General features: G+C 68.2%; 29 protein-coding genes and 1 pseudogene. 15 read left to right on the forward strand and 15 right to left on the reverse strand.

Translation table 11 applies throughout. From position 1 onward, the window contains the following. The first annotated feature begins 35 nt into the window (after positions 1-35). On the forward strand, positions 36-2,192 hold the full coding sequence (locus IEY63_RS12965) for a glutamine synthetase III family protein (RefSeq protein ID WP_189069432.1): 2,157 nt from the start codon (positions 36-38) through the stop codon (positions 2,190-2,192). 110 nt (positions 2,193-2,302) lie between these two features. After that, positions 2,303-3,115, forward strand: a complete 813-nt coding sequence (locus tag IEY63_RS12970) for an AAC(3) family N-acetyltransferase (RefSeq protein WP_189069433.1) — start codon at positions 2,303-2,305, stop codon at positions 3,113-3,115. 65 nt (positions 3,116-3,180) lie between these two features. On the opposite strand, the gene IEY63_RS12975 is transcribed toward IEY63_RS12970, so the two are convergent. From IEY63_RS12975 to gyrA, 3 genes are all read right to left on the reverse strand, one after another. Next, entirely contained in the window at positions 3,181-4,542 is a 1,362-nt protein-coding gene (locus tag IEY63_RS12975; RefSeq protein WP_189069434.1) for a ferredoxin--NADP reductase domain-containing protein, read from the reverse strand. Positions 4,543-4,693: 151 nt separating this feature from the next. Continuing rightward, positions 4,694-5,311, reverse strand: a complete 618-nt coding sequence (locus tag IEY63_RS12980) for a helix-turn-helix domain-containing protein (protein WP_189069435.1) — start codon at positions 5,309-5,311, stop codon at positions 4,694-4,696. A gap of 301 nt (positions 5,312-5,612) precedes the next feature. Next, entirely contained in the window at positions 5,613-8,048 is a 2,436-nt protein-coding gene (gyrA, locus tag IEY63_RS12985) for a DNA gyrase subunit A (RefSeq protein WP_189069436.1), read from the reverse strand. Between the two features lie 344 nt (positions 8,049-8,392). On the opposite strand from gyrA, the gene IEY63_RS22620 reads away from it, so the two are divergent. From IEY63_RS22620 to IEY63_RS13030, 10 genes and pseudogenes are all read left to right on the forward strand, one after another. Beyond that, positions 8,393-8,479: a hypothetical protein gene (locus IEY63_RS22620; protein WP_373290919.1), complete on the forward strand. Its 87-nt coding sequence runs from the start codon at positions 8,393-8,395 to the stop codon at positions 8,477-8,479. Positions 8,480-8,553: 74 nt separating this feature from the next. After that, positions 8,554-8,958, forward strand: coding sequence for a tyrosine-protein phosphatase (locus tag IEY63_RS12990; RefSeq protein WP_373290916.1), 405 nt, complete (start codon positions 8,554-8,556; stop codon positions 8,956-8,958). A gap of 95 nt (positions 8,959-9,053) precedes the next feature. Further along, positions 9,054-9,404 carry a roadblock/LC7 domain-containing protein gene (locus IEY63_RS12995; protein WP_046844572.1) on the forward strand — a complete coding sequence of 117 codons (351 nt, stop codon included), beginning with the start codon at positions 9,054-9,056 and terminating at the stop codon, positions 9,402-9,404. Next, positions 9,401-9,736 (forward strand): roadblock/LC7 domain-containing protein, encoded by a 336-nt coding sequence (locus IEY63_RS13000; protein WP_189069437.1) that lies wholly within the window; start codon positions 9,401-9,403, stop codon positions 9,734-9,736. The genes IEY63_RS12995 and IEY63_RS13000 overlap by 4 nt, the downstream gene beginning before the upstream one ends. Next, a complete protein-coding gene (locus IEY63_RS13005) occupies positions 9,733-10,053 on the forward strand; it encodes a roadblock/LC7 domain-containing protein (RefSeq protein ID WP_189069438.1) in 321 nt (106 codons plus the stop codon). Before IEY63_RS13000 ends, IEY63_RS13005 begins: the two co-directional genes overlap by 4 nt. A 231-nt stretch (positions 10,054-10,284) precedes the next feature. After that, positions 10,285-11,286: a porphobilinogen synthase gene (hemB, locus tag IEY63_RS13010; RefSeq protein ID WP_189069439.1), complete on the forward strand. Its 1,002-nt coding sequence runs from the start codon at positions 10,285-10,287 to the stop codon at positions 11,284-11,286. A gap of 46 nt (positions 11,287-11,332) precedes the next feature. Then, positions 11,333-11,872 carry a cyclin-dependent kinase inhibitor 3 family protein gene (locus IEY63_RS13015; protein ID WP_189069440.1) on the forward strand — a complete coding sequence of 180 codons (540 nt, stop codon included), beginning with the start codon at positions 11,333-11,335 and terminating at the stop codon, positions 11,870-11,872. Between the two features lie 28 nt (positions 11,873-11,900). Continuing rightward, positions 11,901-12,200: pseudogene (locus IEY63_RS13020) on the forward strand (antibiotic biosynthesis monooxygenase family protein). Between the two features lie 31 nt (positions 12,201-12,231). After that, complete coding sequence (locus IEY63_RS13025; RefSeq protein WP_189069441.1) at positions 12,232-12,729, forward strand: hypothetical protein; 498 nt, start codon at positions 12,232-12,234, stop codon at positions 12,727-12,729. A gap of 187 nt (positions 12,730-12,916) precedes the next feature. Next, positions 12,917-13,234 (forward strand): hypothetical protein, encoded by a 318-nt coding sequence (locus IEY63_RS13030; protein WP_229784697.1) that lies wholly within the window; start codon positions 12,917-12,919, stop codon positions 13,232-13,234. Here IEY63_RS13030 and IEY63_RS13035 read toward each other — a convergent pair. From IEY63_RS13035 to sdhC, 5 genes are all read right to left on the reverse strand, one after another. Then, on the reverse strand, positions 13,218-14,600 hold the full coding sequence (locus tag IEY63_RS13035) for a cytochrome P450 (RefSeq protein WP_189069442.1): 1,383 nt from the start codon (positions 14,598-14,600) through the stop codon (positions 13,218-13,220). The two genes, IEY63_RS13030 and IEY63_RS13035, sit on opposite strands and share 17 nt — an antisense overlap. An 85-nt stretch (positions 14,601-14,685) precedes the next feature. Continuing rightward, complete coding sequence (locus IEY63_RS13040; RefSeq protein ID WP_189069443.1) at positions 14,686-15,450, reverse strand: succinate dehydrogenase iron-sulfur subunit; 765 nt, start codon at positions 15,448-15,450, stop codon at positions 14,686-14,688. A gap of 19 nt (positions 15,451-15,469) precedes the next feature. Further along, entirely contained in the window at positions 15,470-17,227 is a 1,758-nt protein-coding gene (sdhA, locus tag IEY63_RS13045) for a succinate dehydrogenase flavoprotein subunit (RefSeq protein WP_189069444.1), read from the reverse strand. 47 nt (positions 17,228-17,274) lie between these two features. Then, positions 17,275-17,652 carry a succinate dehydrogenase hydrophobic membrane anchor subunit gene (locus tag IEY63_RS13050; protein ID WP_189069445.1) on the reverse strand — a complete coding sequence of 126 codons (378 nt, stop codon included), beginning with the start codon at positions 17,650-17,652 and terminating at the stop codon, positions 17,275-17,277. Next, on the reverse strand, positions 17,652-18,008 hold the full coding sequence (gene sdhC / locus IEY63_RS13055; protein ID WP_189069446.1) for a succinate dehydrogenase, cytochrome b556 subunit: 357 nt from the start codon (positions 18,006-18,008) through the stop codon (positions 17,652-17,654). The genes IEY63_RS13050 and sdhC overlap by 1 nt, the downstream gene beginning before the upstream one ends. A gap of 200 nt (positions 18,009-18,208) precedes the next feature. Here sdhC and IEY63_RS13060 point away from each other — a divergent pair, with 200 nt between their 5' ends. Continuing rightward, positions 18,209-18,553, forward strand: coding sequence for a hypothetical protein (locus IEY63_RS13060; protein ID WP_189069447.1), 345 nt, complete (start codon positions 18,209-18,211; stop codon positions 18,551-18,553). Positions 18,554-18,760: 207 nt separating this feature from the next. Here the strand turns inward: IEY63_RS13060 and IEY63_RS13065 are convergent, their stop codons facing one another. From IEY63_RS13065 to IEY63_RS13075, 3 genes are all read right to left on the reverse strand, one after another. Beyond that, complete coding sequence (locus IEY63_RS13065) at positions 18,761-19,315, reverse strand: YcjF family protein (protein ID WP_189069448.1); 555 nt, start codon at positions 19,313-19,315, stop codon at positions 18,761-18,763. A 101-nt stretch (positions 19,316-19,416) separates the two neighbouring features. Then, positions 19,417-20,886 (reverse strand): cysteine--tRNA ligase, encoded by a 1,470-nt coding sequence (cysS, locus tag IEY63_RS13070; RefSeq protein ID WP_189069449.1) that lies wholly within the window; start codon positions 20,884-20,886, stop codon positions 19,417-19,419. Positions 20,887-21,003: 117 nt separating this feature from the next. Then, positions 21,004-21,960 carry a LysR family transcriptional regulator gene (locus tag IEY63_RS13075; RefSeq protein WP_189069450.1) on the reverse strand — a complete coding sequence of 319 codons (957 nt, stop codon included), beginning with the start codon at positions 21,958-21,960 and terminating at the stop codon, positions 21,004-21,006. A gap of 157 nt (positions 21,961-22,117) precedes the next feature. Between IEY63_RS13075 and IEY63_RS13080 the strand changes: the two genes are divergently transcribed. Together IEY63_RS13080 and IEY63_RS13085 are read left to right on the forward strand one after the other, a co-directional pair. Continuing rightward, complete coding sequence (locus IEY63_RS13080; RefSeq protein ID WP_189069451.1) at positions 22,118-22,393, forward strand: hypothetical protein; 276 nt, start codon at positions 22,118-22,120, stop codon at positions 22,391-22,393. 169 nt (positions 22,394-22,562) lie between these two features. Continuing rightward, positions 22,563-23,150, forward strand: coding sequence for a phosphate signaling complex PhoU family protein (locus tag IEY63_RS13085; RefSeq protein WP_229784704.1), 588 nt, complete (start codon positions 22,563-22,565; stop codon positions 23,148-23,150). Between the two features lie 66 nt (positions 23,151-23,216). Here the strand turns inward: IEY63_RS13085 and IEY63_RS13090 are convergent, their stop codons facing one another. From IEY63_RS13090 to IEY63_RS13105, 4 genes are read right to left on the reverse strand one after another with little or no spacing between them, the layout of a single operon-like run. Beyond that, complete coding sequence (locus IEY63_RS13090; protein WP_189069453.1) at positions 23,217-24,344, reverse strand: LLM class flavin-dependent oxidoreductase; 1,128 nt, start codon at positions 24,342-24,344, stop codon at positions 23,217-23,219. Continuing rightward, complete coding sequence (locus tag IEY63_RS13095; protein ID WP_189069454.1) at positions 24,341-24,802, reverse strand: hypothetical protein; 462 nt, start codon at positions 24,800-24,802, stop codon at positions 24,341-24,343. The genes IEY63_RS13090 and IEY63_RS13095 overlap by 4 nt, the downstream gene beginning before the upstream one ends. Continuing rightward, complete coding sequence (locus tag IEY63_RS13100; RefSeq protein WP_062157804.1) at positions 24,799-25,650, reverse strand: carbohydrate ABC transporter permease; 852 nt, start codon at positions 25,648-25,650, stop codon at positions 24,799-24,801. Before IEY63_RS13100 ends, IEY63_RS13095 begins: the two co-directional genes overlap by 4 nt. Continuing rightward, positions 25,647-26,570 (reverse strand): carbohydrate ABC transporter permease, encoded by a 924-nt coding sequence (locus tag IEY63_RS13105; RefSeq protein ID WP_189069455.1) that lies wholly within the window; start codon positions 26,568-26,570, stop codon positions 25,647-25,649. The genes IEY63_RS13100 and IEY63_RS13105 overlap by 4 nt, the downstream gene beginning before the upstream one ends. Between the last annotated feature and the right edge of the window lie 125 nt (positions 26,571-26,695).

Consider the following 26,695-nt stretch of genomic DNA (forward strand, 5'->3'; position numbering starts at 1 on the left):
CGCGCACCCCCCAGCCACCGCGCACAGGGAGCGACATGAACCATGACTTCGACGTGATCTCCGCCGCCCGGAACTGGCGCACGGACGCCGTGGACACCGCCACGCCCGACCAGATCATCAGCAGTGTGTACTCCAGCGACGTCCTGACCCTGGAACAGCTCAAGGCCCGCCTGAGCAAACCCACCTTCAAGAGCCTCCAGGCGACCCTGGAACGCGGCGCGACCCTCGACCCCAGCATCGCCGACACCGTCGCGCTCGCCATGAAGACCTGGGCCATGGAGAAGGGCGCCACGCACTACACCCACTGGTTCCACCCCCTGACCGGCGCGACCGCCGAGAAGCACGACTCGTTCGTGTCCCCCAACGGCGACGGCAGCGCCATCGCGACCTTCAGCGGCAAGGAACTCATCCAGGCCGAGCCGGACGCCAGCTCCTTCCCGTCGGGCGGCCTGCGCGCGACCTTCGAGGCGCGCGGCTACACCGCCTGGGACGCTTCATCACCCGCGTTCATCATGCGCCACGCCAACGGCGCGACCCTGTGCATCCCCACCGCGTTCGCCAGCTGGACCGGTGAGGCGCTCGACACCAAGACGCCCCTGCTGCGCTCCGTCGAGGCGCTGAACAAGGCCGTCACGCCCGCCCTGAAACTCTTCGGAGCCAGCGAAGGCACCCGCGTGAGCAGCACCCTGGGCGCCGAGCAGGAGTACTTCCTGATCGCCGAGGAGTACTACTACCGCCGCCCCGACCTCGTCATGACCGGCCGCACCCTGTTCGGCGCGCAGCCCCCGCGCGGCCAGGAACTCGAGGACCATTACTTCGGTGCGATTCCCGACCGCGTCCTGAGCTACATGACCGACGCCGAGCAGCAGCTGTACGCGCTGGGCATTCCGGTTAAGACCCGTCACAACGAGGTCGCGCCCGGCCAGTTCGAGATCGCCCCGATTTTCGAGGACAGCAACATCGCCGCCGACCACCAGCAGCTCACCATGCAGGTTCTGCGCAACACCGCCCGCAAGTACGGCCTCGTCGCCCTGCTGCACGAGAAGCCCTTCGCGGGCGTGAACGGGTCGGGCAAGCACTGCAACTGGAGCATGAGCACCAACGCCGGTGAGAACCTCCTCGAGCCCGGCGACACCCCGCACGAGAACCTGCAGTTCCTGTTCTTCACCTCCGCCGTCATTAAGGCCGTGGACGAGCACCAGGACCTGCTGCGCATCAGCGTCGCCAGCGCCAGCAACGACCACCGCCTGGGCGCCAACGAGGCGCCGCCCGCGATCATCAGCATCTTCCTGGGCAGCGAACTGAGCGACATCTTCGACCGCCTGGAAAGCGGCCAGGGTGGACGCGGCGCCGAGGCCGGCCTGCTGGGCTTGGGCACCAGCGTTCTGCCCCCCCTGCCCCGTCACGCCGGGGACCGCAACCGCACCAGCCCGTTTGCGTTCACCGGGAACAAGTTCGAGTTCCGCGCGGCGGGCAGCAGCCAGAGCATCTCCTTCCCGATCACGGTCCTGAACACCATCGTCGCCGACGCCGTGAGCGCCCTGGCGGCCGAGCTGAAGGCCAAGCTGGACGGCGGCGCGGACCTGAACAGCGCCGTGGCGGACATCGTGAAGGCCACCTACAGCGCCCACAAGCGCATCGTCTTCAACGGCGACGGCTACAGCGACGAGTGGCACCAGGAAGCCGAGCACGGCCGGAAGCTCCTGAACCTGCGCACCACCCTGGACGCCGTGCACCACCTGACCGACGCGAAGAACGGCGCGCTGTTCGAGAAGTTCAAGGTCCTGTCTGACCGTGAACTGGCCGCCCGCCAGGAAATCATGTACGACATCTACTTCAAGACGGTGAACATCGAGGGCGAGACCACCGAGTACATGGCCCGCACCATGATCCTCCCCGCCGCCGTGAAGTACCTGTCCGAACTGCACGCCGCCGGGGGCAGCAAGGCCGTTAGGGGCGTGGCCGCCGAGGTCGAGGCCGCCGCGGATGAGCTGTTCGACGCCGTGCAGACCCTCAGCGCCCAGAACACCGCCACCGGCGGGGACGAGGTGCACGAGAAGGCGCACCACATGCGCGATCAGGTGCTGCCTGCCATGAGCGCCGTGCGCAAGGCCGCCGACAAGCTGGAGAAGGTCGTTGCCGAGCAGCACTGGCCGCTGCCGACCTACCGCCAGATGCTGTTCGTGAAGTAAGAGACGCCGGTTTTGGAGCGGCGCGCGGGGTGACCTGCGCGCCGTTTCGCCTGCCCGGACGGTCGGAGGTCCCCGTGTCTGACGTGGGCTGTGCGGAGTAGACTGGACGCGTGCTGAACCTGCTTCGCCGCTCCGCTGTGACCCCCGCCGAACTGGACGAGGGGCTGCGGGCACTGGGACTGGACGGCACGGGTCACGTGATCGTGCACGCCAGCCTGAAATCCTTCGGTCAGCTGGAGGGCGGGGCGCGAACGGTCGTGGACGCCCTGGACCGCGCGGCGGCTACGGTGGTCGCCCCGGCGTTCACGTACTCCACGCTGCTCACGCGGCCCACGGCGACGGCCCACGCGCGCTTCCACCGCGATTCGCGGGTCAGCCGCGACATCGGGCGGGTGCCGCAGGAACTCGTGGACCGCGCGGACGCCCTGCGGTCCTTCCATCCCACCCTGAGTTTCATCGCGCTGGGCCAGGAGGCGCGCCGCATCACCGAGGCGCAGTCCCTGAGCAGCCCGTATCAGCCGATTGGCGCGCTGTACGACCTCGACGGGTACGCCCTGCTGATGGGCGTGGATTTCGGCAGCAACACCAGCGTCCACTACGGCGAGCATCTGGCCGGCGTGCCGCTCCTGACGCGGTACGTCCCGCTGGACGGCCAGGTGGTGCCCACCGCGTTCCCGAACTGCTCGGCGGATTTTGACAACCTCGCGCCTGAGGTGCACGCCCGCGCCCGCAGCGTGCAGGTCGGGCAGAGCACCCTGCGCCTGTACCGTGTGCGCGACCTTGTGGACAGCACCGTTCGCCTCCTGAACCGCGACCCTGAAGGGCTCCTGTGCACCTACCGAGGCTGCCGCTGCCAGGAAGTGCGGACGCTGGTGCGTCAGCAGGGCCTGAAGCCGCGCGCCCACACAGGCCTGATCAGCTAAGCACAGCACGAGGACTGGACGGCGGCCCCTGAACACTCAGGGGCCGCCCTGTTGCGCTGGTGGGGTCAGCTCTTGCGGTGACCGAGCATCAGTTCGCGGTGGACGACCTTGGCGCGGGGGCGGCCCTGCGCCTTGCCCTCCGCGAGTTCGTGCGCATCGAGGACCTGCCAGTCGTGGAAGGTATACACCTGCACGCCCTTGCCGACCAGCAGGGCGTCCAAGGCCTCGCGGGTGGGGTGGGCGGCGCCGGGCAGCTTGCCTTCCTTCGCGTCGGCCAGCAGGTGCGCGACGGTGTCGGTGGCGTCCTTGCGGTTTGTGCCGACCACGCCGCTGGGGCCGCGTTTGATCCACCCGGCGGTGTACTCGCCCACGCGGCCCACCACGCGGCCCTCGTCGTTGGCGATCACGCCGCGTTTCTCGTCGAAGGGCACGCCGGGCAGCGGCACACCGCGGTACCCGACCGAGCGCAGCACCATCTGCACGGGCAGCACCTCAAACTCGCCGGTGCCGACCGCGTTGCCGTTCTCGTCCAGGCGGTTGCGCTCGACTTTCAGGCCCCCCACGCGGCCCTGGCCGTCGTCGAGAATCTCGACGGGGGAGGTCAGGAAGCGCAGGTGAACGCGCCGGGCCTTGCCTTCGGGCGTGCGGGCCGCGAAGTCGCGCAGGACTTCCACGTTCTTCTTCTTGGTGTTGTCGGTGATCGCGGCCTCCTCGGTCTCGGTCAGCGCGATCTCAGTGGGCTTCACAACAGGCTCGGCGGCGTGCAGCTCCCCGAACTCGCGCAGCTCCTTGGTGGTGAAGGCGGCCTGCGCGGGCCCGCGGCGGCCCAGCACCCACACGTCCTGCACGTGACTGGCGTCCAGCGCGGTCAGGGCGTGCGCGGCAATGTCACTCTCGTGCAGCTCCTGCGCGGTCTTCACGAGGATGCGGCTCACGTCCAGCGCCACGTTCCCCACGCCGACCACGGCGACGCCGCTGGCGCTCAGGACCATCTCGCGCGCGGCGGCGTCCGGGTGGCCGTTGTACCACGCGACGAATTCGGTGGCGCTCATGCTGCCCGTTAGGTCTTCACCGGGGATGCCCAGGCGGCGGTCGCTGCTGGCGCCCACGGTGTACAGCACCGCGTCATAGTGGGCCAGCGCGTCCTCGTGGGTCAGGTCCGTGCCGAATTCCACGTTGCCCAGGAAGCGCACGCGTTCATCCGCCAGGGTCTTCTCGAAGCCGCGCGTGACGCTCTTGATCGTCAGGTGGTCCGGCGCGACGCCGTAGCGCACCAGCCCGTACGGCGTGGGCAGGCGGTCAAAGACGTCCACCTGCGCGGGCACGTCGGTCTGCTTCAGGAGGGCTTCGGTGGCGAAGATGCCGCTGGGGCCGCTGCCGATCACGGCGACCCGCAGGGGGCGTTCGGGGGTGTAGGTCTGGGTCATCGCCCGAGTCTATGCACACGCGGGGCACGCTGGGAATGCCAACCGTCCAGGATTCGTGTCACATGTACAGAAACAGGGCTGGACAGGGCACTGGGCAGACGAAAAACCGCCGCCCCCGGGGTTGGGAGGCGGCGGTCCAGCTCAGCTTGTTTTACGCAGCGGCGATGTCGGACAGGGCCTTCTCGTTCTTCAGGGTGATCTTGCCGTAGCCGGCGCTGATCACGCCTTCACGGGACAGTTCCCCGACGACCTTGGTAACGGTCTCGCGCACGCTGCCGACGGCGGCGGCCAGTTCGTCGTGCGTGGCGTAGATCATGGTCTCGCCGCTGTCGAGCTGGGTGGCCAGCGCGGTGTCCTTGAGTTCCAGCAGCTCACCGGCGATGCGGGCGCGCAGGCGCTTGCCGACCAGGCGGTAGATGCTCTCGTAGGCGCGTTCCAGGGTCCGCACGAGGTGCGTGGTGACGTGCAGGTTGTCCTCGGCGCTCATCAGGGCGGGGTTGATGACGTCGATGCTGGAGTCCGTGACGGCCTCGGCGAAGTAGGCGCGGTTCACGCCGGCCAGGGCTTCCTCGCCGAAGTACTCGCCGGGTTTGACGTAGCGCAGGGTCAGGCCGTTACCGTCGTCGTCCATGGTGTGCACGCGCACGAGGCCGGTGGAGACGCGGTAGAGCATGTCGCTCTTGCCGGGGTAGAGGATGACGGCGCCGGGGCGGTAGGTGACGGTGTCCACGAAGGTGCGGGTGCTGGGGGTGCGGGTGTTGCTGATCATTGGGTCGCCTCCTTGGGCGGTCGAGGATGAGGGATCGTGGGCCGGGGGCTCGGGCGCGGGGCCCTATTCCCGACATGGTCACAGTGTAACCCAAAGTCACTTTTTTGTAAACAGTTTTGTTTCTTTAATCTGGCTTCAGGTTACAGAGTGGGTTCAGGACTGTAGGTGTGACGGGCCGCGCCAGGACGACTCGGACGTCCCCGGGTCAGGAGGCGGGGCCTCACCGGAGCCTCACCTCCGCGGGACGAAAAAAGCCGGGGTGCGCACGACCGCCCACCCCGACTCCAGAAGACGCTGGCGCTTAGAGTTCGTCCTCGCGGCGGATCGGGAAGGCACTGATCACACTGTCCTTGTCGGCAATGTTAATCACCTTCACGCCCTGCGCGTTGCGGCCCGTCACGCGGACCTCCTCCACGCGGGTGCGGATCACGGTGCCCTTCTCGGTCAGCACCATCAGTTCCTCGTTGCCGCCCACGCGCGCCAGTGTCACGAGCTTGCCGGTCTTGTCGGTCACGTCCAGCGTGATCACGCCCATGCCGCCGCGCCCCTTGGCCGGGTAGTCACCCACCGGCGTGCGCTTGCCCAGGCCGCACTCGCTGACCGCGAGCAGTTCGCTGTCCACGTCACTACCGGGCACCAGCGCCATGCTGACCACCGCGTCGTCCTCGCCGTCACGCAGGCGGATGCCGATCACGCCCTGCGTCGCGCGGCCCGTCTCGCGCACCTCGCCGCTCTCGAAGCGCATCGCCTTGCCGTTGCGGGTCGCCAGGACCACGTGGTCGCCGTCCTGCACAATGCCCACCCCGATCAGCTCGTCACCGGGCTGCAGGTTGATGGCGATCAGACCGGCGGACGTGATGTTGCCGTACTCGGTGATCAGCGTCTTCTTCACGATGCCGTTCTTCGTGGCGAAGATGAAGCACCCGGCCTCCTCGAAGCCCTTCACGCTCAGCACGGACGCGACGTTCTCTTCCTCACGCAGGCTGGGCAGCAGGTTGCGGATGTGCGTGCCCTTGGCGTCGCGGCCCGCTTCGGGCAGGTCGTAGATCTTCTCGTGGAACACGCGGCCCTGATCGGTGAAGAACAGCAGGTAGTCGTGCGTGGAGCCGACGAACACGCGGGTGTTCACGTCCTCCTCGCGCAGCTTGCCGCCGCTCGCGCCGCGCCCGCCGCGACTCTGGGCGCGGTAGGCGTCCAGCTTCGTGCGCTTGAGGTACCCGGCCTTGGTCATGGTGATGACCATGTCCTCCACGGCGATCAGGTCCTCCTTGGTGATGTCCTCTTCCAGCAGCGTGATCGCGCTGCGGCGTTCGTCACCGTAGTTGTCACGGACCGCGCGGATCTCCTTCTTGATCTCGCGCCACAGGAGCTTCTCGTCGCCCAGGATGGACTGCAGGAAGGCAATCGTCTTCTGCAGCTCGTCGTACTCACCCTGCAGTTTCTCGCGCTCCAAGCCCACCAGACGCTGCAGGCGCATGTCCAGGATCGCCTGGGACTGCACCTCGGTCAGGCCGAAGCGGGCCATCAGGGAGTCGCGGGCCTCGGCGCCGGTGTTGCTGGCGCGGATCAGGCTGATGACCTCGTCAATGTGATCGAGTGCCTTCAGCAGACCTTCGAGGATGTGGGCGCGTTCCTGCGCCTTGTCCAGGTCGTACTGCGTGCGGCGGGTCACGACGTCCTGGCGGTGCTCCAGGAAGTAGCGCATGGTGTCGATCAAGGGCAGCACGCGCGGCTCGCCGTTCACGATGCTCAGGTTGATGATCGTGAAGGTGCTCTGGAGCTGCGTGTACTTGTACAGCTGGTTCAGCACCAGCGTGGGGATCGCGCCGCGCTTGAGGTCGATCACGATGCGCACCGGGTCCTTGCGGTCGGACTCGTCGCGCAGGGCGGCAATGTCCGGGATCTTCCCGGCCTTGTACATCGCGCTGATCGTCTGGATCAGGTTGGTCTTGTTCACCTGATACGGAATTTCGCTGATGATGATCTGGTTGCGGCCGTTCTTCTCGTCGATGCGGGCCTTGCCGCGCACCTTCAGGCCGCCGTGTCCGGTCGCGTACGCCTCACGGATGCCCGCGCGGCTGATGCGCCCGCCGGTGGGGAAGTCCGGGCCCTGCACGTGGGTCATCATGTCGTCCAGCGTGATGTTCGGGTTCTCGATCAGGGCCAGCAGGCCGTTGCTGATCTCGGTGAGGTTGTGCGGCGGGATGTTCGTCGCCATGCCCACCGCAATCCCCGACGCGCCGTTGATCAGCAGGTTCGGCACGGCGCTGGGCAGCACCGTGGGTTCCTCAGTGGTCTCGTCGTAGTTGGGCTTGAGGTCCACCGTCTTCTTTTCCAGGTCGGCCAGGACTTCCTCGGCGACCTTGGTCATGCGCGCTTCGGTGTAGCGCATCGCGGCGGGCGGGTCGCCGTCGATCGAGCCGAAGTTGCCCTGGGGGTGCACCATGGGGTAGCGCATGTTCCACCACTGGCCCAGGCGCACCATCGCGTCGTAGATGGAGGAGTCGCCGTGCGGGTGGTACTTCTTCATGACCTCGCCCACCACGGAGGCAGACTTGGCGTGCTTGACGTTCGAGTACAGGCCCTCGAGCATCAGCGCGTACATGATGCGGCGCTGCACGGGTTTGAGACCGTCGCGCACGTCGGGCAGCGCGCGGTCCACAATCACGTTCATGGCGTAGTTGATGAAGTTGGTCTTGACTTCACTGGTGATGTCAACGGGGTGAATTCCAGTCATGTGGCTCCAGTCGTGAGGCTGCTGCGGCCCAGAGGGGGCGCCGCGTCAGCCTGGAATGTCGAGGCCCGGCCAGTCCGGGAATGGATTGATTCTACCACGAAATTATGCTCTTGGCGTAATAGAACCGACTCCCTCAATGACCCCATTGTACCCCAGAAATCCCGCACCACACCGGCACTCCAGCCACCCCACCCCCAGTTGCCACCACGTCAGACTGCGCCCTCCATGACCCCTCCGAACAGCCTCCCGGTGGACCTCTGAATTTCCGCCGCAGCCTCCCCGACCTGCCCTGCCGCGACAACCTCAGCCGACTCACGCCAGACGGTCGGCGCGACCTGAATGCCCTGAACTTCAGCCGCATCATCGACCTGCGCAGCCGCACCGAACGCGCGGCCGATCCACCCCCTTCCTGGGCCACCCTGCCGACCTGATCCTGCCCCTGCTCCCGTCGCGCCACCGCGCCTTCAACGAAGCCAGCGCCGCCGCCCGCACCAACGCCGACCACATGACTGCCATGCTCGACCACGCGCCCAACCAGATCGTGACGGTCCTGGGCGCGATCCTCGACGCCCCACCCGGCCCGGTCCTCATTCACTGCCACGCGGGCAAGGACCGCACCGGCCTGATCGCCGCCCTGTGCAGTGAACTCGCCGGGCAGACCCGCGACCAGACGGCCGCCGATTATGCCGCCAGCGGCCCCGCCCTGACCGACTTCTACCGGGACCAGCAGGCCCGCCACACGCCCGAGCAGTGGGCGCAACTCGCCCCGTTCGTCCTGACCCGGGCCGACGACATCCGACACATCCTGAACCACCTTGACGATATCTGGGGCGGACTGAGTGCCTACCTGAAAGCACACGGGCTGATCGGGCATGAGTCCGACGTGCTCGCCCGGCGCCTCCGCACGTGAAAAATTCGGCGCTGCTCGGGGGGGTGGTCGCCCCCACCGCCACACCGCACAGGTCCGCACATCCACCAGTCCGCGCGGCATATCATGCACGGCAGATGCTCGATCAACTCACGCAACTGGTACGGGACGTCGACGGGGCCTGGGCCGCCGCCATCGCGGGCCTCGACGGCCTCCTGATCGAAGGCCACGCCACACTCGACGCCGACCTGAGCCTGCTCGTCGCCGAGCACGCCGGGCTGTACCGCGCCGCGCACACCGTCTACACCGACACCCTTCAGGGCGGCGCGCCCCGCGAACTGTACCTGCGCGGCGAGCGCCTGAGCGTGTACCTGCACCCCATCAAGACCGAGTACTTCCTGCTGCTCGCTGTGGACGGCCGCAGCAACCTCGGTCAGGCGCGCCTGTACGGCCGCGACGCCGCCCGCAAACTGGAGGCCACGCTGTGAAACTCGACCCCCTGCGCACCCTGCCCGGCGTCATCGCCGCCGCCCTCGTCGGCCCCGACGGTCTGGCCATCGAAGCGCACGGCGACGGCGGCGACGGCCTGGCCGCTGAACTCGTCTCCCTGCGTCAGGGCATGGACCGCACCGGCCGCCGCCTCGGCACCGGTGACGTCACCCGCCTGGCCTTCACCAGCGAACGCGTCGAGGTCGTGGCCGTCACCACTGGCCCCTACACCGTCGGCGCGGCCATGACGCGCGGCAGCGACACCCGCACCGCCCAGCAGACCCTTGCCCGCCTGGCCCTGGACCTGAACCTGCCCCGGGAGCAGGCATGATCGACGGTCTGCTCGACGTGCGCGGCGTGCGGCACACTGCCCTGATCGGCCTGGACGGCAAGGTCGTCGCGAAGGCCGGCCTGAAGGAAGCCGACGTGCCCACCGAACTGACCCTCGTGGCCGCCGGACGCGCCGTGATTGGTAGCCTCCAGAGCAACCTGAACGCCGCCGAGTGGCAGGAACTTCTTCTGGACGTCGATGGCGGCCCGGTGTTGCTCACCCCGCACGGCAATCAGGTGCTCCTCACCGCGTTCGACGATGTGGCCAGCCTGGGCCGCGTGCGGTTCGCCGTGCGCCGCCTGCTCGGCACCGTCTGAGACGGACGTCCGGGCAGGCCGAGCTGTGTTCTCGGGTGTCCTGAAGGTAGGCGAGTGCTCGACGAGCACCGCGGTTGAATGTGGCGTTGAGGGGCGTGGTGTTGGCCCCCCTTGCCACTGAAGAGCGTGACCTCCGCCGCATCTGAGGGCTCCCCGCACCGGGGAGCTTTTCCCATGTGGGTCCGGAGGGGCGTTGCATTCGTCCCGCCGCCCGCGCGGTAGCGTACAGGCATGGACCGTCCCCGCCGCCTGCGCCGCACGCCTGCCCTGCGCGCCCTGACCCGCGAGGTGCACCTGCACCCCAGCCAGTTCATTCACCCGATCTTCGTGCATGAGCGCGAGGACGTGACGGACATCGCCACTATGCCCGGCGTGCAGCGCCACTCCATCGAGAGTGCCGTCCAGCAGGCACGCGAGGCCCTAGCCCTGGGTGTCCCCAGCGTGATCCTCTTTGGCATCCCCGACCACAAGGACGCCGTGGGCACCCAGGCGTACGCCGACGAGGGCATCATCCAGCGGGCCACGCGCGCCATCAAGGCCAGCGTGCCCGGCATCAACGTCATCGCGGACACCTGCCTGTGCGAGTACACCGACCACGGCCACTGCGGCCCGCTGTGCGAGGTGCCCGGCCTGAGCGGTGCGGACGCCTGGACGGTCGACAACGACGCGAGCCTGGACCTTCTCGCGCAGACCGCGGTGTCACAGGCGCGCGCGGGGGCGGACGTGATTGCCCCCAGCGCCATGATGGACGGACAGGTGGCCGCGATTCGCGCCGCGCTGGACGACGCGGGCTTCACGCACGTGCCCATCATGAGTTACGCCGTGAAGTACGCCAGCGCCTACTACGGTCCCTTCCGTGACGCGGCGGGCAGCACCCCTAGCGTCGGCAACCGCGCCACGTACCAGATGGACCCGGCGGGCGGCTACCGTGAGGCCCTGCGTGAGGCTCGCCTGGACGCTGAACAGGGCGCCGACACCCTGATGGTGAAACCCGCCCTGGCGTATCTGGACGTGCTGAACCTGCTCAAGCGCGAGTTCGACCTGCCCGTCGTGGCGTACAACGTGAGCGGTGAGTACTCGCTGATCAAGGCCTCTGCCGCCGCCGGATTCATGGACGAGCGCCGCACGGTCCTGGAAACCCTGACCGGTATGCGCCGCGCCGGCGCGGACGCGATCATCACCTACCACGCGCTGGACGCTGCCCGCTGGCTCGCGGAGCAGGTCAGCCCGTGAACGCGCGACAAGCCGGGCGTGGGGTCGCCCCCGCCAGGGAGAGCCGGTGACCAGCGCCACCGATCCCATCCGCGTGGACTGGATTCCCACGGGGTTGTGGCCCGGCCGGCTGGGCCTAACGTTCGCGCCGGGCAAGAAGGGCGGCAGCGTGTACCAGCCCGGCGTGACCCATGACCGTGACGTCACGCAGGACATGCGGACCCTGGCGCAGGCGGGCACGAACGTCATCGCCCCCCTGATCGAGGACTTCGAGTTCGATCTGCTCGGCATGGACGGCTACCATGACGCTGCGGCGACGCAACTGATCGAGGTCGCTCCGTACCCCATCCCGGACCAGCGCGCCCCGCACGACCCGCGTGACTTCGCTGCGTACGTGGATGAACTCATGACCTACCTGCTTGATGGCCGCAGTGTGGTCGTGCACTGCCGGGGCGGGCTGGGCCGCGCGGGCCTGACGGCGGCGTGCCTGCTCGTGCAGGGCGGCCTGAACCCCGAGGACGCCATCCGCCTCGTGCGCGACACCCGCAGTCCCCACGCCATCGAGACCCAGGAGCAGGAGCAGTTCATTCACGATTTCGCCCGCTGACCTCAGGGCGCACCCGGGAGGCTCAACGATGATCAGTGTCGCCAACCGCATCCACGTGAATCCCGAGTACCACGGCGCCTTCGAGCAGCGCTTCCGCGAGCGGGCCGGACTGGTGGACGGCATGCCGGGCTTCATCGCCAACCACGTCCTGCGCCTCACCCGGGACGGCGACCCGTTCGTGGTGCTGACCTTCTGGGCTTCCCGGTAGGACTTCGAGGCCTGGACCTCCAGCGACGCCTTCCGGCAGGGGCACGCCCGCAGCGGCACCCTGCCCCGGGAGGCGTTCAGCAGCCCGAATGTGCTGGAAATCCACGAGGTCATTGCCTAACCGGCGTCACGGGTGGGGCTACACTGGGCGTATGAGAACAGCCCATGCTCTGCTCGGCGCTGCGCTGCTGGCCTCCGTTCTTGGCGCGTGTGCACCTGCGGTCACCGCGCCGCAGAGTGGGAGGATCGTGAATGCCCGCACGGGCGAGGAGGGCACCGTGACGTTCACACGCGGCACCCTGACGCCCCGGCTGGGGGACCCGTTCGCGCCGGACAATGCCACCCTCCGCATCGGCGGGCGCGTCTATCACGGCCGCACGTACCTGATCGGGAGCGGCGCGCTGCCCGGCGGGCTGGGCTTCAGCGTGGCCTTCGGCGCGAGCAGCGGCAGTGACGGACGCACCTCCACGGGCGGCAGCACCCGCGTCGAGGGTGGCCGCCCGGTGCCCGCCTATACCGGCAACCTGATCGCCCGCGCGGACGGTGATCCGCCCGCCCTGCTGACCTGCACCCTGACCGTGGACGCGCAGGAACGCGGCGTCGGCGAGTGCTTCGACGGGTCGGGCACCCGCTACGCCCTCCAGTTCTGAAGAGGGGGCCTCGGGCTGGAGGGTTCGCCAGAACCGGTCACACCGAGCGGAGGCGAGCGGGAGCGAGTCGGCATCTGGAGGTGGAATCGATCACCCGGTGGGGTGCCGGGGGGTCGTCGGCCCGGACGGGCGCCGCGTGAACGTGCCGGTGGGGGAGAGGCCGCGTGTGGTGTGTCTGTGCGGCAGCGTGCGTTTCCTGGCGGAGTTCGACGCGGCGTCCCTCGCGGAGACGCTGGCGGGCCGCATCGTCCTGAGTGTCGGCAGTCACCGCCAGCGGGACGACGACGCCCTGGTGCACCTGTCCCGTCCCGAGCGGGAAGAAGCCCTGCGCCGCCTGGGTGAGCTGCACCTGCGCAAGATTGACCTCGCGGACGAGGTGCTGGTCATCAACCCCGGCGGGTACGTCGGAGACGCTGGCCGCCGGGAGATCGCGTACGCCCGTCAGGCCGGGGAGCCCGTGGGCAGCCTTGAACCGCTGACGCCAGAGGTCACGCGAGCAGACTGACCGCCGCGTGCCGCACGGCCGCCACGCGCAGGGTCAGGCGGTCGTCGGGCGTGGCGGTTGGCCGGGCCACCTCCCGCAGAACGTAGGTCGGATCGCCCCGCAGGTCCAGGGTCCGCAGGATTGCCGCGAGGTTCAGCAGGATCAGGCCCTCCGCCATGCCGCTGCCCGCGCAGATGTGCGTGCCCAGCCCGAACGGCGCGAACGCGCCGGGGCGGCGGTGTTCCAGTCGGCCCGGCCCGAACCGGTTCGGGTCGAAGGTGTCCGCGTCCGTGAAGCACTCGTTCAGGCCGTGCGGGACAGTCGTGCCGACAATCACCTGCCGCCCGGCCGGAATGCGGTACCCGGCGAACGTGAAGTCCTGCGTGGCCGTGCGGGTCATGGCCGGCGCGATCGGATGCAGCCGCAGGCACTCCAGCACGAAGCGGTGCAGGTGCGGCAGCGCCCCCAGGGCCTCTAGGGTGGGCGGCCCGTCCCTGAAGGCCAAGTCGGCCTCCGCGACCAGCGCGGGCAGGAGTTCCGGGTGCCGGCCCACCCGGTACAGCGCGAACGCCAGCGTGTTCGCCGCGGTGTCCATGCCGGCGATGAACGCCCCCATGGTGGCCAGTCGCAGGTCCAGGTCAGACCAGAAGGCCGGGTCGGCCGCCTGCGCGGCCAGGAGGTCGTCAATGAGGTCCGGGTCGCGCCCACCCGGGGCGGGGGGCACGCGGCGGTGCTCGTCGATCAGGTGTTCCACCATCGCCAGGGACTGCGCGCGGGCGCGGCGGAAGCCGGGCAGCGATTCGGTCAGGCGGGGTCGCTGCCCGGTCACGCGCACCATCAGGGTGGTCTGTATGAACGTCAGCAGCTCGTTCAGGTGCGGCCGGGCCGTGCCGTTCACCACGACCCGCGCCAGCTGCTCGGTGATGACCGCCTTGCAGAACGCCGCGACCCGCAGGTCATCACCGGCCCGCAGGGGCGCGAGGTCCTCTGCCGTGACCGACAGCGCCCGGTTCAGGTGCGCGCTCAGGTATGACCGCGCGTACGTGCGGGATTCCGTACGGCGAAAGGTGCGGTGCTCCTCGCCGTCCAGGCTGATCATGGAGCGGTTCACCCCGAACGCCTGATCCAGGGACCGCCATGCCTCCCGCGACCGCAGGTTCCGGTGCCCTTCCTTGGTGGCCCACACGTTCGCTTCCGGCCCGGCCAGTACGGTCAGGGTGCGCCCCAGGCCCGTCACGTTGAAGACCGGGCCGTGCGCGCGGTACGAGGCGGTCAGGAAGTCGCGCAGTCGGTGCGGCAGCAGCCGCGTGACGCTGCCGATCACGGGCGGGCCCGGCACGGTGGGAATGACGCGGGTGGGGGCAGCGTGGGGGAGGGCGTCCGTCATGCCTCACGGTACCGTGCCGGGCTGGCGTGAGGACAGCCCCGCCACCGGACACCGGGGCGGGGCTGCTGGAGTGATCCGGACGGGCTCAGGCCTGACCGTACATGACGGCGCGTTTGACTTCCTCAATCAGCTGCGTGATCGGAATGTCGCGCGGGCAGGCTTCCGTGCAGTTGTACGCGGTGCGGCAGCGCCACACGCCGGTGTTCTGGTTCATGATGCCCAGACGCTGCTGCGTGGCCTCGTCGCGGCTGTCGAAGATGAAGCGGTGCGCCTGCACGATCGCGGCGGGGCCCAGGTACGAGCCGTTCACCCAGAAGATCGGGCAGGAGGTCGTGCAGCACGCGCACAGGATGCAGTTCGAGGAGTGCGCCATGCGCTCAGCTTCTTCCTCGGACTGGATGCGCTCGGCGGCGGGGGCCGGGGACTCGTTGATGAAGTACGGCATGATCGCCTTGTAGGAGTCGAAGAACGGCTCCATGTCCACCAGCAGGTCCTTCTCGACCTTCAGGCCGCGGATGGGTTCCACGGTGATGGTCCCGCCGCTCTTGGCGACGTCACGCACCAGGGTCTTGCAGGCGAGGCGGTTGCGGCCGTTGATGAGCATGGCGTCACTGCCGCAGATGCCGTGCATGCAGGAGCGGCGGAACGTCAGGCTGGGCTCCAGGTACCACTTGATGTGGTTGATGACGTCCAGCACGCGGTCGCCCGGCTGGGCTTCCACGTCGTAGGTGGTCCAGTACGCCTTCTTGTCCTTTTCGGGGTCGAAGCGCAGGACCTTGACTTTCAGTTGCAGCATGGGCACGCCCGCGCTGACGGGCGCGCTGCTGGCTTGTGCATGGGTCTGGGTCATGGAGATTCCTTCCGCCGCGTCAGTACACGCGGGGTTTGGGTTCAAAGGCGCGCGTGAAGCCCTTCAGGGCCACGGGCTTGTACCCGATGATGACGTCGTCGGCCTTGTTCAGGTTCTTGTACGCCATGGTGTGCTTCAGCCAGTCCGTGTCGTTCCGCTCGGTGAAGTCCTCGCGGTCGTGCGCGCCGCGCGACTCGGTGCGGTTCAGGGCGCTGGCGGTCATGGCCTCGGCGCAGTCGAGCATGAAGCCCAGTTCCATCGCCTCGATCAGCTCGCTGTTGTAGCGGCGGCTCGGGTCGGAGACCGTCACGCCCTGGTAGCGGGCCTTGAGTTCCTTGATGATGTCGACCTGCGCGGCCATGTCCTTCCCGTTGCGGAAGATGCCCACGTTGTTCATCATGGATTCCTGCAGTTCCTTGCGGATCGCGGCGGCGTTTTCCTTGCCGCTGCCGCTCCGCAGGCGCTCGAACAGGTCCACGCTCTCGCGCTGGGCGTCACCGGTTTCGGGCATGTCGGGGTACTCGACCTGACGGGCGTACTTCGCGGCGGCAATCCCGGCGCGGCGGCCGAACACCACGAGGTCACCCAGGCTGTTCGTGCCCAGGCGGTTCGCGCCGTGCAGGGACACGCAGGCCTGCTCACCGGCCGCGTACAGCCCTTCCACGGTGCCGCCCGACCCGTCACTCAGGCACAGGCCGTCGAGGTTCGTGGGAATCCCCCCCATCGCGTAGTGCGCGGTTGGCTGGATTGGCACGAGGTCCTTGACGGGGTCCATGCCCAGGTACGTGCGGGCCAGGTCGGTGATCTCGGCCAGTTTGCCCTCGATCACTTCACGCGGCAGGTGCGTCAGGTCGATGTTGACGGCGTCCTTGTCGCGGCCCACGCCGCGGCCCTCGCGGATCTCGGTGATGATGCTGCGCGACACGATGTCACGCGGCGCGAGGTCCTTGATGGTCGGCGCGTAGCGTTCCATGAAGCGCTCGCCGCTGTCGTTGCGCAGGATGCCACCCTCGCCGCGGATGCCTTCCGTGACCAGGATGCCCAGCTTCGCCAGACCAGTCGGGTGGAACTGGTAGAACTCCATGTCCTCCAGCGGCAGGCCCTTACGGTAGTAGATGCTCATCAGGTCGCCCGTCAGGGTCAGGGCGTTCGAGGTGATCTTGAACACGCGCCCGTAGCCGCCCGCCGCGAGAATCACGGCCTTCGCGTGGAAGGTGTGCAGCTCACCGGTGCTCAGTTCGTACGCCACGAGGCCCTGGCAGCGGCCATCCTCGATCAGCAGATCCGTGACGTGGAACTCGTTGAAGAACGTCGTCCCCGCCTTCACGTTCTGTTGGTACAGGGTCTGAAGGATCATGTGACCCGTGCGGTCCTTCGCGTAGCAGCTGCGCTCCACGGCGGCCTTCCCGAAGTCACGGGTGTGCCCGCCGAATTTGCGCTGCGCGATCTTGCCTTCCGGCGTACGGGAGAACGGCAGGCCCATGTGCTCCAGCTCGTACACGGCGTCGATGATGTCCTTGGCGAACACCTCGGCGGCGTCCTGGTCAGTCAGGTAGTCGCCACCCTTGACGGTGTCGAACATGTGCCATTCCCAGTGGTCTTCCTGCACGTTCCCGAGCGCCGCGCCAATCCCGCCCTGCGCCGCGCCCGTATGCGACCGCGTGGGGTACAGCTTGCTGATGCAGGCCACGCTCACGTTGCCCTTCGCGGCGTACAGCGCCGCCATCAGGCCCGCGCCGCCCGCACCCACCACCAGAACGTCATAACGATGATGCATAGTCAACTTCCTTTACCAGCCGCCCGCAGGCAGCGGAGAACAAGAACTCAGATGGAGAACAGGCCCACCGTGCCGAACACCAGCAGCAGCGCGATCACGGTGAAGAACACGCCCTTCACCCACGCGCGGTTCGGGCGGCTGCGCACGTAATCCTCAATGGAGTACCGCGCGCCGTTCGCGCCGTGCATCAGCGACAGCGCCAGGATCAGCCAGTCGTAGAACTTCCACGCGGGATTCGCCAGCTTGTTCACCACGGCGTCGAACGTCGCGTCCGACTCGCTCACCTGAATGAACGTCATGTAGATGTGCCCCAGAATCAGGAACACCAGGATCAGCCCGCTGATCCGCATGAAGATCCACCAGTTGAGCTCCGAGTTGCTGTGCGACTGCTGCCGCGCGTCCGTCAGGGTTCTCGCGCGGATCATCAGTACCCCCCCACCAGACGCGGGTACAGCGTCCACGCCGCCCCGACAAAGGCCAGCACGCTGATCAGCAGCACCCCGTACCACATCTGACGCTGGTACGCCACGCCGAAGCCCGTGAAGTCCATCACGATGATGCGCAGACCGTTAAACGCGTGATACACGACGCCCGCCGTCACGAACAGCAGCCCCACCCGGAACGGCCACAGATCGTACGTCTCGTGAATCGCCATGTAGAAGCGCTCACCGAATATGAACGACCCGATGCTGAACACGTGCAGCATCAGGTAAAACAGAATCGCCAGCCCCGACAGGCGGTGAAGCAGGAAGGCCCACTGCCCCTCTCTTCCTCGGTACATCCAATCCTCCTCGACGTCTCAGCCCCGTCTCGCCAACACACTAGGGCGAACGTTATGCCGTGTGGGTGACCATTCACACCACGCTTTCAGACACTGGGCAGGATACCACCCGAGCGGTAAGCCGCGCCCCCTCCCGGCCCGGCCCCCGGAACGCGCCGATGTCACCGCGTGGGGAGCACCCGCGCGCTACCCTGGGCCGCATGACCAGCAAGAATGACCCCACCACCCAGGACTCCACGCGCGACCCGGCCGTGGAAGCTGAATTCCTGCGCAAAACCGTCCTCGGCATCCTCAGCCTCCTCGAAACCAAAGGCCTCCTCAGCTCCCAGGAAGTGGACGGCATCCTCCGCGCCGCGCGGCACGCCGCCACGCCCAAACCCCCCCAGCGGCTCGGCGGGCCCGCCGTCACCACCCAGTGGGTCAAGCCCGGACAGCCCCACCAGCCCCTGGACCGCACAGCTCCCGTCGCCATACCGAACGTGCAGCGCGCTCCGGAACCCGCGGCCGATACGAAACCCCCCGTCATCGATTTCGACCTGCAATAAAGGGCATGCTGGGGGGCGCGCCGAGTGCAGCGGCGCGCCTCCCGTGTTAATGCAGCTTGAAGTTGACGGGCGGGCCGTCAACGGTTGGGATGACTTCGGGTCCTGCCCGGCAGAGGCCCGTTGCCCCGGGTGCGAACACCTGACCTCCGGGCTGGACAGACAACCACCTCAAGGCCCGCCGGCCCACTGGACGCTGGACGAACTGCCCTATTTCTTCTGTTCGGCGCGGCGGCGCAGTTCACTGGCGAGGTCCGAGAAGTCCTGCGCGGTAGGCAATACCTTCTTGGCGTCCCGTTTGGCTTCCTGAACGACCTGCACCTGGGCCTGCCGACTGTCAGGCAGGCCGTAGGTACGTCGCTCGAAGTAATTCTGTGCGAGGCGGCCGAGCGCGAAGGTCCAGCCGTACACGGCGGGCGCGGTGATCAGGCCTCCGATGAGTGGCAGGGCCAGTTTGGCGAGACCGCGCATGACCTGCCGGGCGGCGAGGCCATACGCGACGGTGACGCCCAGTTCCCGCGCGATCTCGACGGCGCGTTCGGGCGTGACGTCGTGCCCGTAGATCTTGCCGATGTGCAGCACCATCTTCGCCTGGACGGGGGTGATCAGGAGAATGTCCGCGAACGGGATGGGTTCCACGCTGATGGCACCGGCCAGCAGCGCGGCACTCTTGATGACGTCCTCGATGTTCTCTTCGCGGCTCAGGTTCGGGTCAACGTCGAAGTTGAAGTTGTCGAGCACCTGTTTGACGAGGGGTGGAAGCATGATCCGGAGTGTACCGCGCGCGTTTCCGGGCAGATGAGCGCGCGTACAGGCGCGGGTTCACCTTCAGCACGTCCGCGGCCCACTCGGGGTGCCGGGGGCGCTCAGCGCTTCCAGCGGGGGCCGTCCTTGGTGTCCTCCACGGTCACGCCCACCTTCGCCAGGGTGTCGCGCAGTTCGTCGGACTCGGCGTACTGCTTGTTCATGCGGTAGTTCTGGCGGGCTTTCAGGACGAGTTCCATCAGGGCACTGACGACCTGGGTGTCGTCCTGCCCGCGCGCGGGTGCGCCCGTCTCGGCGAACAGGCCCAGGACGTTTCCGCCCAGGTCCCGGTAGGCGGCCCGGGCGCGTTCCAGGCTGCCCCGCGGGACGGGCCCGGCGTTCAGGGCGGCGTTCATGTCCGTGGTTAGGCCGAACAGCGCAGCGACCGCTTTGGGTGTGTTGAAGTCGTCGCGCATGGCATTCTCGAAGGACTGGACGTGCTCGGCGATTCTGGCGTCCAGTGCGGCGTCCTGCCCGGCGGGGGCCGCTGGGAGGCGGCGCTCGATCTCGTGCAGCGCCTCGGTCAGGCGCCGGTAGCCGCTGCGGGCGGATTCGAAGGCGGCCTCGCTGAATTCCGTTATGGACCGGTAGTGACTGCCGACCAGCAGGAAGCGCACCACCATCGGGTCGTGCTGCGCGAGGACGTCCTGAATGGTCAGGAAGTTGCCCTTGCTCTTGCTCATCTTCTCGCCGCCGATGGTCAGCATGTTGTTGTGCATCCAGTAGCGCGCGAAGGCGTGCCCGGCCGCCTCAGCCTGCGCGATCTCCGCCTCGTGGTGCGGGAACTGCAGGTCCAGGCCGCCGCCGTGAATGTCGAAGCCCTCACCGAGGTACTTGAGGCTCATGGCGGAGCACTCGATGTGCCACCCGGGGAAACCCACGCCCCAGGGGGACTCCCAGCGCATGATGTGGCTGGGTTCGGCGTTCTTCCACAGCGCGAAATCTCGCGGGTCGCGTTTCTCCTCCCGCACCGCCTCGCGCGTCCCTTCCTCCTGATCGTCCAGCCTGCGACCAGAGAGTTTGCCGTACTCGGGCCAGCTGCGCACGTCGAAGTACACGCTGCCCGCCGATTCGTACGCGTGCCCGCGGGCGATCAGTTCCTCGATCAGGCGGATCTGCTCGACGATGTGACCGGTGGCGCGGGGGTTGATGCTGGGCTTCAAGACGTTCAGGGCTTCCATGTCCTGCACGAAGGACCACATGTACTTGTCCGCGACTTCCATGGGTTCCAGCTGTTCCAGGCGCGCGCGGGCGAGCATCTTGTCCTCGCCGTTGTCGCTGTCGTTCTGGAGGTGGCCCACGTCGGTGATGTTCGCTACGTAGCGCACCTGGTACCCGAAGTGCTGGAAAGCGCGGCGGATCACGTCGAACGCCACTTCCTTCTTCGCGTGGCCCAGGTGCGCGTCGCTGTACACGGTCGGGCCGCACAAGTACATGCCCACCCGGCCGGGCGTGGTGGGGACGAACTTCACCTTCTGGCGGGTCAGGGTGTCGTGCAGAACGATGTTCGGATCGGGTTGCCGCTGGGTCATGGGGTCTCCTGAGAAGCTGAGGGAACAGAAAAAACCGCGCCACACAGTAAGGGGGCGCGGTCACGGACGCTGAGCTGCGTGGGCCGCTACGGGGTGCAACACAGGGTCGTCATGCGCCTAATGTAGCAGAGAAGCCCCGCCGGGCAAGGCCGCCGCCGGTTGCGGCGCAGGCACGCCCGGGCGGCGCAGCGCGTCCAGCAGGGCGTCCGTGAAGGCCCGGATCACGGGCAGGTTCGCGCGGTGCGGGAGGGTCGCCAGCGCCAGCGGCCGCATCAGCCGCTCCGGCAGGGGCAGCGCCACGAGGCCCTCGGGCAGTGGGGCCAGCGCCAGGCGGGGCATGACGCTGACGCCCAGCCCGTGCGCCACCATGCCCATGATCACGCTGTCCTCGGTGATCTCTGTGATCGGGTTGGGTTCCATCCCACTGCGGCGCAGGTAGCCCATCACGCGCAGGTTGCAGGAGTTCGGACCGGGCGCCATGAGCAGCGGACCGTTGAAATCCTCCAGCGTGACCGGGTGCGTGCCGCGCCTCGCAGGGGCCACGAACAGGTACTCGTCCAGCACCAGCGGGGTCAGGCGCAGATCCGTCCAGTTGTCCTCAATGACAATCGCGGCGTCTGCCTGACCGCGCCGGACGAGGTCCTCACCGCCGCCGTCCACCTCGCCGTCCAGCAGGCGCACCGTGACGCCAGGGTGCCGCGCGCGGAACGCCGCGAGTGCCGGCGGGAGCAGGTGCGTGGCCGTCGAGCGGAACGACGCCACGCGCAGCACGCCGCGCAGCTGCGTGTCCTCCTGCGCGGCCAGCAGTGCGTCCCCGGCCGCCTGCACCGCCGCGCGCGCATGCACGAGCATGCGTTCGCCCGCCGGGGTGGGCTGCGTGCCCCCCCGACTGCGCCGCAGCAGCGGCCGCCCCGCCAGGGCCTCCAGTTTGCTGATCGCCTCGCTGAGCGTGGACTGCGACACGCCCAGTTCCGCCGCCGCCTCACTGAAGCCGCCGGCGTCCGTCACCGCCAGCAGGGCGCGCAGCTGCGCCAGCGACGGCAGGCCGGTGGAGGAGGGGCGTTCGCGGGTCATACCCCAGTGTAGGCCGCACACCCATGAACCCGCATCGGGAAAACCGATACAAGTGGAGGGGGACAGCGCCCACACCGATGGTCAGAACAGCCCCCACAGGCGCACCCTGAAGACATCACCGGCCACCCCCGGCCGCGCCCCCGACGAGGTCCACCCCATGACTGCCACCCTGCACCGCACCACCCCCACCCACCTGCACGCCCCCCTCCTCCCCGACCCCACCGCCCCGCTGTACAGCCTGGAAGTCATCGCCCCGACCCGCCAGATCCCCCACCTCAGCGGCTGGACCCTCCAGGCCTGGCCCGTCGCCAGCCTGGGCGACCTGACCCTCCAGGCCCGCCCCCACGACGCCAGCGCCACCCCCGACGACCTGCGCGCTGCCCTGCGCGCCGCCGGGCTCACCCCGCTCGGACCCGTCCGCGCCCACCGCTGACCCAGGACCCCGCATCGGTAAGCGCCCCGTCACGCCCGCCTTGACCACCTCATCACAACGCAGCGCCATACTGGGCGGCATGGACGGCGGCGCACACCCCACCCCACACCGCGCGCCCGGCACACCCACGCCGGGCAGCGCGGCCACCATCACCGCGCGCTTCCTGCGGATGCTCAGCATCACCCTCGAACAGCTCGACGCCGTGCGCGACGCCAACGAACGCGCCGAATTCGCCGGGCTCACCGCCCGCGCCGAACGCCTCGAAGCCGAGACGGACGCCCTGGAACGCGAACTCGAGGACCTGTGCCTCCAGGCCTTCGCCACCCCGCTGACCGAGGACGACCTTGCCTTCCACCTGATGGTCTTCCGCAGCCTGACCAACCTCGAGCGTGTGGGCGACTACGCCTTCAACGTCGCCCGCGACCTGGAAACCTTCGCGCCCCGCACCCGCAGCGCCACCCTCCAGGACGCCCTGCCCCTCGTGCGCCTCCTGACGCAGATGCTCGAACGGCTCTCGTACGCCTTCGCCGAACGCGACCTGACCGCCGCGCGGGACGTCATGCGCCTGGACTTCGAACAGGTGGACGCGCTGTACGAACAGATGCAGCGCGCCAGCCTCACCCGCCTGCTCGAACGGCCCGAGGACACCGACGTCGCCCTCACCGCCGGCCGCATGGCCCGCAACCTCGAACGGCTCGGCGACCACCTCGTGAACGTCGCCGAACGCCTCGAACACGTCATCCTGCGCGCCAGCTGAATCCGGCGGGCGCAGCCCGCCACCCCCCACCCGACCTCCCCCACAAGGGGGGAGGAGCAGGGCAGTTCAGGCGACCGGCGCGACCTTGTCCGTGTGAATCGCGCGTTCCTCGCGCGTCCCGCCCTTCAGGAGCGGCATGACCAGCTCCCCGAAGCGGCGCGCTTCCTCCAGGTGCGGGTACCCGCTGAAGATGAACGAGCTGAAGCCCATGTCCTCGTAGCGGCGGATCTTCGCGGCCACCTGCTGCGGATCGCCGACGAGGGCGACGCCCACGCCGCTGCGGGCCATGCCCACGCCCGCCCACAGGCCGGGTTCGACCATCAGGTCCGCGTCCAGGCCCTTCATCATGTCGATCTGGCGTTTCTGGCCCACGCCGTCCACGTGCGCGTGACTCGCCACGAACGCCGCCCGCACGTCCGGGTCTACGCGGCTGATCAGCCGCTCGGCCGCCTCGCGGGCCTCGGCTTCCGTCTCGCGGACGATCACGTGCGTGCGCAGCCCGTAGCGCAGCGGGCGGCCCGTCTGCGCCTCCAGCGCCCGCATCTGCGCCAGCCGCTCGGCAAGCATGTCCTCCCGCTCGCCCCACATCAGGTACACGTCCGCCAGATCCGCCGCGATTCCCTGCGCCACCGGGGACGCCCCGCCGAAGTACAGCGGGATCGGCTGCACGGGCGCCGGGTCCAGCACCGCGTTCTCGAAGGCGTACAGGTCGCTGCTGAACGACTGCGGCGGCGGCGCCGTCCACAGCTGCCGCAGGATCTGCATGAACTCCCGCGTGCGCTCGTACCGCTTGCCGTGATCCTCGCGGTCGCCGTACATGGCGTTCTCGGCCGGGCTGCTGCCGGTCACGATGTTCACCCGCACCCGCCCCGGGAACAGGTTCTGCAGCGTCGCGAGCATCTTCGCGTACATCGCCGGGTGGAACATCCCGGGCCGCACCGCGATCAGCAGCGCCGGATCGGTCGGCGCGCTGCGCGCCAGGGCCGCCACCGCCGCCGTGTAGTTCTCGTGCTCACTGTGGTAGTTCGTGGCGGTCAGCAGCGCCTCGAAGCCCGCCTCGCCCGCCGTGCTGATCAGCGACTGCAGGTACGCCAGGGTCGGCTTACGCGGCGGTTTCTCCTTCGTGCCGATGAACTCGCCGTCACGCGACAGCTGAAGAAACCATAGAAATTCGGACTGGGAAGGATTGGTCATGAGGGGGCTCCTGACAGGGTCTGCCAGACGTAGACGGTGGGGCCGTACTCGTCAGGCTCAGTGGCGTAGTGGAACTGGAATTGACGTGTGGGATGCTGCTCGCCCAGCGCGGCTTTCCAGGTGCGCAGGAGCACCTGAGCGAGGTACTCGTAGGCTTCTAGAGGTGCCTCGTCGTTTGAGGGCAGCAGATCGTAGATGTGGACGTGATTCAGGACGCTCTCGATGGCTTGCCGTTTGTGGCCGGTACTCTCCTGCCACTGCCGAAAGTTCTCTAGATCGAAGCGGTCTGCCCTGATGACGTGCTCCTCGAATTCAATGAAACGCGGCCACAGGATGGCACTCAGCGCGACGGCGTGGAGAATATTTCCCTCGTTGGAGAGGAGGTCCGTCGCTCTTGGCGTCCACGATCCCAGCGTCGTGAGGAGCTGAGCCGAATCGGGCAGCACACCCTCACTCATGCCTTCACGCCGCCTGCGGTGAGGCCCGCGACGAAGCGGCGCTGGAAGATGGCGATCAGCAGCACGAGGGGCACGGTGGCGACGACGACGGCGGCGGCGATCAGCGGCCAGGGGAACGCGAATTCGCCCTGGTAGAGGGTCACGCCGACGGACACGGTGCGCATGGAGAGTTTGGTGTTGAAGCTCAGGGCGAGCAGGAATTCGTTCCAGGAGTTCACGAACACCAGCAGCGCGGCCGTGACGACGCCGGGCGTCGAGAGCGGCAGGACGACGCGGGTGAGCGCGCCGACGCGGGTGGTGCCGTCCACCATGGCGGCCGCCTCGAGGTCGCGGGGGATGGCGCTGAAGAACGCCACGAGCGTCAGGATGCCGATGGGGAGGCTCAGGGCGGCGTAGGGGAGGATCAGCGCGGGGTAGGTGTTCAGCAGGTTCGCGCCGCGCATCAGGCGGAACATGGGCACGAGCAGGCTGACGACCGGAAGCATGCTGAACGTGACCACGGCGGTCATGAGCAGGCCGCGTCCGCGCAGGTTCAATCGGGCCAGGGCGTACGCGGCGGGCACGGCGGCGGCGATGCACAGCACGGTGCTCAGGAGGCTGACGGTCAGGGAGTTCAGGAAGAACTGCGCGAACGGCTGCTCGCTGAACACCCGGGCGTAGTTGCTGAAGTCCAGCTTCGACGGGAGGTACTGCACCGGGAACTTCTGGAGTTCCCCCTCTGATTTCAGGCTGGTGAGCACCATCCAGATGAACGGGAAGAACCCGCCGACGATCAGGGCGGCCAGCGCGGCGTACCGCCCGGCGCGCTGCGCGGGCGTGAGGCGCTGGGGGCTGGTGTCGCCACTCACGAGTTGCCTCCGTCCCGCACGAAGCGGACGTACACGGCCGTCACGGCCAGACTCAGCGCGAACAGGGCCACGCTGAGCGCGGCGGCGTACCCGAAGTCCAGGAACTCGATGCCCGTGCGGTAGATGTACACGCCGAGCGTCTCCAGCAGCCCCTGCGCGGGTGCCTGCTGGATGAAGGTGTAGGGAATGTCGAAGACCTGCACGGCGCTGATGGTGCGGAAGATGAACGCCACGGCGAGGCTGGGGGCCAGCAGCGGCAGGATCACCCGGAAGAACGTCTGGGTGGGGGTCGCGCCGTCCACCTGCGCCGCCTCGATCATCTCCTTCGGGATGCCCTGCAGGCCGCCTAGCACGATCAGCGCGACGAAGGAACTCGTCTTCCAGACGATGGTGAGGACCATCGCCAGGACGCTCAGGCCGGGCGTGCTGAGCCAGCGCAGCGGCTCCTGAATGAAGCCCGCGCGCACCAGCAGGTCGTTGAACACGCCGTACTGCGCGTTGAACAGCCACGCGAAGATCAGGCCCGTGATGACCGGCGGCATCGCCCACGGCAGCAGCAGGGCCACGCGGGCCACGTCCCGCGCGCGGCTGGGCAGGTGCGCGGCCAGCGCCATGGGGACGCCCACCAGGAACGACCCGCCGACCGTCAGCACGCCGAAGAACAGCGTGTTGCGCAGCGCCGCGCCGAAGCGGGCGTCGCCGAGCATCTGCGCGTACTGCTTGACACCCACGAAGCCCGTGAGCCACGGTTCGGTCAGCTTGTTCAGGTACAGGCTGTCGCGGAAGGTGGTCAGCATCGGGAACAGCAGCACGCCCAGCAGCAGCGTCGCCGCCGGCAGCAGCAGGAAGAAGGCCAGCAGGCCCTCGCCGGGTTCACGGCGAACCCGGCGGGAGGGAGAGGAGTTCAGGGGTGGGGTCATACGGACTCCGATTGAATGGTGTGTAAAAACCGTTCAATCCGAGCGGATGCGAGAGGGAGCGGTGAGGGTTCCGGGCGTAGAGTTGGCAGATCGGTGAAGTGCCGATCTGTCAAAGAAGTAGACGG

The sequence above is a fragment of the Deinococcus radiotolerans genome (assembly GCF_014647435.1).
Classification (GTDB): domain Bacteria; phylum Deinococcota; class Deinococci; order Deinococcales; family Deinococcaceae; genus Deinococcus; species Deinococcus radiotolerans.